This window comes from Streptomyces sp. NH27, assembly GCF_056859195.1.
This window is the reverse complement of the sequence record NZ_JACEGK010000408.1, coordinates 1-7,241: the sequence shown is the minus strand read 5'-3', so window position 1 is coordinate 7,241 and position 7,241 is coordinate 1. Positions and strand designations below refer to the sequence as shown.

Here is a 7,241-nt window from a genome sequence, read left to right as displayed (position 1 = left end):
GTTGTCAGTCGCTGAGGCGCTCGCCGGTGGAGGTGGCGAACACGTGGCTCTCGCCCGGGCGCGGCACGACGTGCAGCACGGAGCCCTTCTCCGGGATCTCGCGGCCGCCGACGCGGAGCACCAGGTCCTTGTGCTCGCCGTTGACCTCGGCGGAGCCGTACACGTAACCGTCGGCGCCGAGTTCCTCGACGACGTTGACGGTCACGGCCAGGCCCTCGGGGCCCTCCTTCGACAGGCCGGAGGCCGCGCCGGAGGTGACGTCGAAGTGCTCGGGGCGGACGCCGACGGTGACCGTCTTGTCGCCCTTGTCAGCCGCGGCCTTCACCGCGTCGCGCGCCACGTTCACCACGGTGTTGCCGAACTTCACGCCGCCGTCGGTGATCGGCACCTCGACCAGGTTCATTGCCGGGGAGCCGATGAAGCCCGCGACGAAGAGGTTGGCCGGGCGGTCGTACATGTTGCGGGGGCTGTCGACCTGCTGGAGCAGACCGTCCTTGAGCACCGCCACGCGGTCGCCCATCGTCATGGCCTCGACCTGGTCGTGGGTGACGTAGACGGTGGTGACGCCCAGGCGGCGCTGGAGGCTGGCGATCTGGGTACGGGTCTGCACACGCAGCTTCGCGTCGAGGTTCGACAGCGGCTCGTCCATGAGGAAGACCTGCGGCTCACGCACGATCGCGCGGCCCATCGCGACACGCTGCCGCTGACCACCGGAGAGCGCCTTGGGCTTGCGCGCCAGGTAGTCGGTGAGGTCGAGGATCTTCGCGGCCTCTTCCACCCGCTTGCGGATGTCAGCCTTGTTGATGCCCGCGATCTTCAGGGCGAAGCCCATGTTGTCCGCGACGGTCATGTGCGGGTACAGCGCGTAGTTCTGGAACACCATCGCGATGTCCCGGTCCTTCGGCGGCAGGTGCGTGACGTCGCGCTCACCGATGCGGATGGCGCCGGCGTTGACGTCCTCCAGCCCCGCGAGCATGCGGAGCGAGGTCGACTTGCCGCAGCCGGACGGGCCGACCAGCACCAGGAACTCGCCGTCCCCGACCTCGATCTCGAGCCCGTCGACCGCGGGCTTGTCGCCGCCCGGGTAGATCCGGGTCGCCTTGTCGAACGTGACAGTTGCCATGACTGTTCACAGTCCCTTCACCGGCAGGAACGTGCCGGACGATCCGAGTAAAGGAAGCTTCCGGAGCAGCTCCGGAGGTGTTCCGCGAAATCGAACGGCCCGCCTCGTCAGCGGGCCCACCGTGACGCTACCTGCCGTTTTCCCTCTTGTCACCAGCCCCCGGGGCAAGATTTTCGCCACACCCGCACACCCCCGGGCCGGTACACTGACCTCCGCGCCTCCTTAGCTCAGTTGGCCAGAGCGACGCTCTTGTAAAGCGTAGGTCGTCGGTTCGAACCCGACAGGGGGCTCCACCCGAACCCCAGCTCAGATCGCTCTGAGCTGGGGTTTTGTGGTCAACGGATGCGGCGGCGGCGCCGTGCGCGGGCGGCTTTGGTGTCGGCGGTCTCAGTTTTGGTCTCAGCCTTCGTGGCCTTCACAGGTTTCGAAGCAACAGCCCTGTACCGGGACGAGGCGCGTGAACCGGTCAAGACGGTGCGCCGCGCCACGTTCGCCTCCCTCACCGTCATCGTCTTGATCCAAATGTTCGTCACCTGGGCGATCGTGCAGGCGTCCGGCGGGTCCGCCCGCGACGTGGCCGCCGGGCCCAGGCCGCTGCCAGCCGGGTTCCACGCCTCCTTCTTCTTGCAGGTGATGGACGAGGTTCAGCGGACACCGGTCTGCGCAGGCGCAGTCTCCCGCGCCGGCATCGCCGATCCTTGTGGGCTGTTGATCGATGGCGGAGCCGGGATGCGAGTCACGCTCGGCGCGGGCAACTGCCGTTCCTGGTAGGTGTGTTGCCATGCGGCGCCTCAACCTCGGTCGTAGGTGCTGGGTGGTTGAGGCGTGGTGCTGACCATGACACCGTCCGCGGATGGATACGCGAGAGAGGGCGTCTTGGGACGCGGAGTATCGAAGTGGCCGCTACGAAGACGAACCGCCGGTCGGTTTCGTCGACGACATCGTGGAAGCAGCACAGGGCCTTCCCCCCGACGCGCAGGGCCTCTACGTGGGATGCGGCAATGTCCGCAACTATCTGCCCCTGCGCGCCGCGGGACTGAACCTCACGGGCCGGACATCTCCGACGTAGCTCTTGCCTCACTGGCCGAACGCTCCCCTGCGGATGCGCCGCACCTCTTTCACGGAGGCGTCACAGATCTCCCCGAGGATCAGATGTTTCACCTGGTCATCGGCATCCAGGTCTTCCAGCACGGCGACCGCGCCACAGCGCACGTGCACCTGCGTGCCGCCCTTGACCGCGTAAGGGTGGGCGGCTTGTTCTGCGTCCGCGTCAATGCCGTCGGCACCGATGTCCACCCCGAGCACGTGGTCACCGAGGAAGCGCCTGACGGTGGTTACACCGTCAGGTATCTGAAGGGTTCCAAGCAGGGCCTGGATATCCATTTCTTCAGCCTGCCCGAACTCACCGCGCTGCTGCCGGATGCGTTCAGGCCGGTTCTCGCGCCCCGCATTCATCAGACCCACCGCGGTACAGAATCCCTTGGACATTGGTCCCAGTGGGAGGCGATCTACCGCCGGACCGGCTGAGCGCCGGCAAAGTCAGCACCTACGGCAAGGCGATGCCTGCTGCCGGTCGTCGCGGTCACCGTGGCGAACAACGGCGACCGTGAGGCCGCCGTGCCACTGCTGGAACGGCTGCGGGCCGCGTAGCGAACAATTACTCCTTCGTCGGCGCCGCCGGGATTCGGCCCTCGACCCGCTCCTTCTCCCACCCTCCACGTGCCGGTCGGTCTCATTCCCGCCGCTGCGCAATGAGTTCGGGATGGCGATGGGCGACATCCGCGCGGATGAAGCCCATGCCACCCCGTTCTCCGGTGGATCGGTGGATTGGTGGATGCGTTGCAGAGTGCCTGGTGGCCGGTGGTGAATCCCGGGCCGACCGCGGTTAGTGCGCCTTTTCGTATGCTTCCCGGACCGTCGCGGATACCCGGCCGCGGTCGTTGACCTCGTAGCCCTGCTCCTTGGCCCACGCCCTGATCGCGGCCGAGTCGTCGCTCTTCGTGGACCGGGCTGCTGGTACTCGGGTCCGACGGTTCCTGCTGGACGAGCCGTCGCGGACGCGTCGTGCTCCCTCGGCGCCGAGGAAGGGGGTCAGGGCCTCCATGAGCTTGTCGTGGCTGTCCGGAGTGAGGTCGATCTCCACTCCCGCGCCGTTGATCAGAATTGTGTACGTGTCGATCTCTGTGGACTCTTCACCGGTGAGATCGTCGGTGTAAAGAGTCACTACCTTCTGTGCCATGCGGGGGACGATATGACCTCGACCCGGATCCTGGGTAGTCGCCCCTACCGCGGCGGTCCGTCAGGAGCTCTCCGCGGGCGGTCCGGCCCGACCTGACGGGTGACTTTCCGCTGTTGCCCCAGCTCCCTGTGGTGTGCCATGGCGACGATGTGCGAAGGGCGAGTGGCGGGGCCGAGCCGAGCGGCGCGGCGGACTAGGGTGGAGGCTTCCCCCGCGATCGTCCTGGAGGTGCCCGCCCGGTGGCCGACAGCTTTGTTCACCTGCACAATCACACCGAGTACTCGATGCTCGACGGTGCCCAGCGTTTGAAGCCGATGTTCACCGAGGTGGCGCGGCAGGGGATGCCTGCGATCGCCATGAGTGACCACGGGAACATGTTCGGTGCGTACGAGTTCCAGCAGGTCGCCAAGGGCTTCGATGCGGTGAAGCCGATCATCGGCATCGAGGCGTACGTGGCGCCGTCGCACCGGCGGTACAAGAAGCAGGAGTTCTGGGGGCCCGGCGGGCAGCGGGCGATGTCGGACGACGGCGAGGGAAGCAAGGACGTCTCCGGCGGTGGCCGCTTCACCCACATGACGATGTGGGCGCAGAACGTCCAGGGCCTGCGAAATCTGTTCTACCTGTCGACGGAGGCCAGCTACACGGGGCAGTTCCCCGCGGGCAAGCCGCGGATGGACATGGAGCTGATCTCCGAGCACTCGGCCGGGATCATCGGCACCACGGGCTGCCCGTCGGGTGCCATCCAGACGCGGCTGCGGCTGAACCAGTACGACGAGGCGCGGAAGGTCGCGGCCGACTACCAGGACATCCTCGGCAAGGAGAACTACTTCCTTGAGCTGATGGACCACGGCCTGGACCTGGAGCGCAACGTACGGGACGACCTGCTGCGGCTGGCGAAGGACCTGAACATCCCGCTGCTGGCGACCAACGACGCGCACTACGTGCTGGAGGAGCACGCCGACGCGCACGACAACCTGCTGTGCATCGGGGTCGGCAAGAACAAGGACGACCCGAACCGCTTCAAGTTCAACGGCACCGGCTACTACCTCAAGACCGCCGCGCAGATGCGGGAGTTGTTCAGGGAGCTGCCGGAGGCGTGCGACAACACGCTGCTGATCGCGGAGCGGATCGAGGCGTACGACGAGGTCTTCGACCTCGAGGACGAGATGCCGCAGTACCCGGACGTGCCCGAGGGCGAGAACCAGGAGTCGTGGCTGCGCAAGGAGGTCGTCAAGGGCCTGGCCATGCGCTACGGCAGCCCGATTCCCGCGGAGGTGACGGAGCGCTTCGAGACCGAGATGAAGGTCATCGGTCCGATGGGCTTCTCCTCCTACTTCCTCGTGGTCGCCGACATCTGCCGGCACGCGCGGGACAACAAGATCCCGGTCGGTCCCGGCCGTGGATCGGCGACCGGCTCGATCGTGGCGTACGCGACGAGGATCACGGAACTGTGCCCGCTGGAGCACGGTCTGCTCTTCGAGCGGTTCCTGAACCCCGAGCGCATCAACCCGCCGGATGTCGACCTCGACTTCGACGACCGCAAGCGGGACCAGATGGTCGCCTACGTGGTGGAGAAGTACGGCGACGAGTACACCGCGCTGGTCAACACGTTCGGCAAGCTGAAGGCCAAGAACGCGATCAAGGACACGTCGCGGATTCTCGGGTACCCCTTCGCGCACGGCGAGCGGATCACCAAGGCGCTGCCGGCCGACGTGATGGGCAAGAGCATCCCGATCGACGGCGTCTTCAACCCCGAGCACCCGCGGTACGGCGAGGCCGGCGAGATCCGGACGCTCTACCAGAACGAGCCCGACGTCAAGAAGGTGGTGGACAGCGCCAAGGGCGTCGAGGGGCTGATCCGCAACACCGGTGTGCACGCGGCCGCGGTCATCCTGTCGAAGACCAAGCTGACCAACCGCATTCCGCTGCACATGCGCAAGGACGGCACGAAGATCACGGGGTTCGACTACCCGTCGTGCGAGTCCATGGGCCTGGTCAAGATGGACTTCCTGGGGCTGCGGAACCTGGGCGTGATCGACCAGGCGATCCAGAACGTCCGCGAGAACCGCGGCGTCGACCTGAGCACCGAGAACATCCCGCTGGACGACAAGAACACCTACGCGCTGCTCGCCCGCGGCGACACCTTCGGCGTGTTCCAGCTCGACGGCGGCGGCATGCGGACCCTGCTCAAGGCGATGGAGCCGAGCCGGTTCGAGGACATCGCGGCGGCCCTGGCGCTGTACCGGCCGGGCCCGATGGCGGCCAACGCGCACATGAACTACGCCAGCCGCAAGACCGGCCGGCAGGCCGTCGACCCGATCCACCCGGAGTTGAAGGACGCGCTGGAGCCGATCCTCGGCAACACCTTCCACCTGCTGATCTACCAAGAGCAGATCATGGCCATCGCCCGGCAGCTGGCCAACTACACCCTCGGTGGCGCCGACCTGCTGCGCCGTGCGATGGGCAAGAAGAAGCCCGAGGTGCTGGCCGCCGAGTGGGAGAAGTTCCACGGCGGCATGCGGGACAACGGGTACTCCGAGGAGTCCATCAAGGCGCTGTGGGACGTCATGCTCCCGTTCTCCGGGTACGCGTTCAACAAGTCGCACACCGCCGGCTACGGGCTGGTGTCGTTCTGGACGGCTTATCTCAAGGCCAACTACCCGGCCGAGTACATGGCGGCGCTGCTCACCTCGGTCGGGGACGACAAGGACAAGGCGGCCATCTACCTCGCCGACGCGCGCAAGAGCGGCGTCAACGTCCTGGCACCCGATGTGAACGCCTCCGTCGCGGAGTTCACCGCCGTTGGCGAGGACGTCCGTTTCGGTCTGAAGTCCGTGCGGAACGTCGGCGAGGGCGTCATCGAGGCGCTGATCGCGGCGCGCAAGTCGCAGGGCCTGTTCACCTCGTTCGCCGACTTCCTGGACAAGGTGAGCATTCCCGTCCTGAACAAGCGGGCCATCGAATCATTGATCAAAGCCGGCGCGTTCGACTCGCTGGGCCACACCCGGATGGGCTTGTCCGCCGTTTTCGAGGACGCGGTCGACGCGATCGTCCCGGTCAAGAAGGCCGAGGCGTACGGCCAGGACGACCTTTTCGCGAGCATGGGCGGGCCCGACGAGAACGTCCAGACCTTCGGGCTGGACTTCGCCATCCCCGAGAGCGAGTGGCCGCGCAAGCAACTCCTCGCCATCGAACGGGACATGCTGGGCCTGTACGTGTCGGCGCACCCGCTGGACGGCACGGAGCACATCCTCGCGCGCAACCGCGACACCACCCTCGCCGAGTTGCTGGCCTCCGGCCAGGAACGGCCGGTGAAGGTCGCGGGGCTCATCACCGGTGTCGACCGCAAGATGACCAAGCAGGGCAACGCCTGGGCCGCGGTCACGTTCGCGGACCGTGACGCGAGTATCGAGGTGTGCTTCTTCCCCGCGACCTACCAGCTCGTGGGGCACGCGCTCATCCCCGACAGCGTCGTCTCGATCAGCGGCCGGGCGCAGGACCGCGACGGCACGATGAACATCATCGGTTCGGAGCTGGCGGAGCTGGACGTGTCCTCCGCGGAGAGCGGCGGCAAGCCGCCGGTGCAACTGGCCTTCCGCGAGCACAAGATCCTGCGGAACGACGCCATCAACGAACTGCGGCGCATCCTGTCCGCCCACCCCGGCGAGAGCCCGGTACGGGCGAAGGTCTCCGGCCCGCAGAAGACCACGGTGTACGAGCTGGGATTCCTCGTCGACCCCACCACGGTCGCCTCGGAGATCAAGGTCTCCTTCGGCGCCGAAGTCTGGCTCGGCGTCGCCTGAGCGGGGACGCGAGCGTCGCCTGAGCAGGGACGCGAGCGGGATCTTCGTCGGCCCGGCCGAGCGCACCGCCCTGCCC

Annotated in this window: 6 protein-coding genes and 1 tRNA gene; 4 read left to right on the top strand and 3 right to left on the bottom strand. The window is 67.0% G+C overall.

Annotated elements, in window-relative coordinates; translation table 11 throughout:
* Nucleotides 1-4 precede the first annotated feature (4 nt).
* Nucleotides 5-1,123 (bottom strand): ABC transporter ATP-binding protein, encoded by a 1,119-nt coding sequence (locus AC13HU_RS27515; protein WP_483044650.1) that lies wholly within the window; start codon nt 1,121-1,123, stop codon nt 5-7.
* A 216-nt stretch (nt 1,124-1,339) separates the two neighbouring features.
* On the opposite strand from AC13HU_RS27515, the gene AC13HU_RS27510 reads away from it, so the two are divergent.
* From AC13HU_RS27510 to AC13HU_RS27500, 3 genes are all read left to right on the top strand, one after another.
* Nucleotides 1,340-1,416: transfer RNA gene (locus tag AC13HU_RS27510), tRNA-Thr, on the top strand.
* Nucleotides 1,417-1,498: 82 nt separating this feature from the next.
* On the top strand, nt 1,499-1,894 hold the full coding sequence (locus AC13HU_RS27505; RefSeq protein ID WP_483044649.1) for a hypothetical protein: 396 nt from the start codon (nt 1,499-1,501) through the stop codon (nt 1,892-1,894).
* An 82-nt stretch (nt 1,895-1,976) separates the two neighbouring features.
* Nucleotides 1,977-2,192, top strand: coding sequence for a hypothetical protein (locus AC13HU_RS27500; RefSeq protein ID WP_483044648.1), 216 nt, complete (start codon nt 1,977-1,979; stop codon nt 2,190-2,192).
* 8 nt (nt 2,193-2,200) lie between these two features.
* Here AC13HU_RS27500 and AC13HU_RS27495 read toward each other — a convergent pair whose 3' ends face one another.
* Complete coding sequence (locus AC13HU_RS27495) at nt 2,201-2,611, bottom strand: hypothetical protein (protein ID WP_483044647.1); 411 nt, start codon at nt 2,609-2,611, stop codon at nt 2,201-2,203.
* A 397-nt stretch (nt 2,612-3,008) separates the two neighbouring features.
* Nucleotides 3,009-3,362, bottom strand: coding sequence for a histone-like nucleoid-structuring protein Lsr2 (locus tag AC13HU_RS27490; protein WP_483044646.1), 354 nt, complete (start codon nt 3,360-3,362; stop codon nt 3,009-3,011).
* Nucleotides 3,363-3,601: 239 nt separating this feature from the next.
* On the opposite strand from AC13HU_RS27490, the gene dnaE reads away from it, so the two are divergent.
* Entirely contained in the window at nt 3,602-7,165 is a 3,564-nt protein-coding gene (gene dnaE, locus AC13HU_RS27485; RefSeq protein ID WP_483044645.1) for a DNA polymerase III subunit alpha, read from the top strand.
* The last annotated feature ends 76 nt before the right edge of the window (nt 7,166-7,241 follow it).

Bases quoted from the DNA above. Each gene is read 5' to 3' on its own strand.
- AC13HU_RS27495 (WP_483044647.1), bottom strand. From the start codon at position 2,611: ATGTCCAAGGGATTCTGTACCGCGGTGGGTCTGATGAATGCGGGGCGC.
- AC13HU_RS27490 (WP_483044646.1), bottom strand. From the start codon at position 3,362: ATGGCACAGAAGGTAGTGACTCTTTACACCGACGATCTCACCGGTGAA.
- AC13HU_RS27515 (WP_483044650.1), bottom strand. From the start codon at position 1,123: ATGGCAACTGTCACGTTCGACAAGGCGACCCGGATCTACCCGGGCGGC.
- AC13HU_RS27500 (WP_483044648.1), top strand. From the start codon at position 1,977: ATGGATACGCGAGAGAGGGCGTCTTGGGACGCGGAGTATCGAAGTGGC.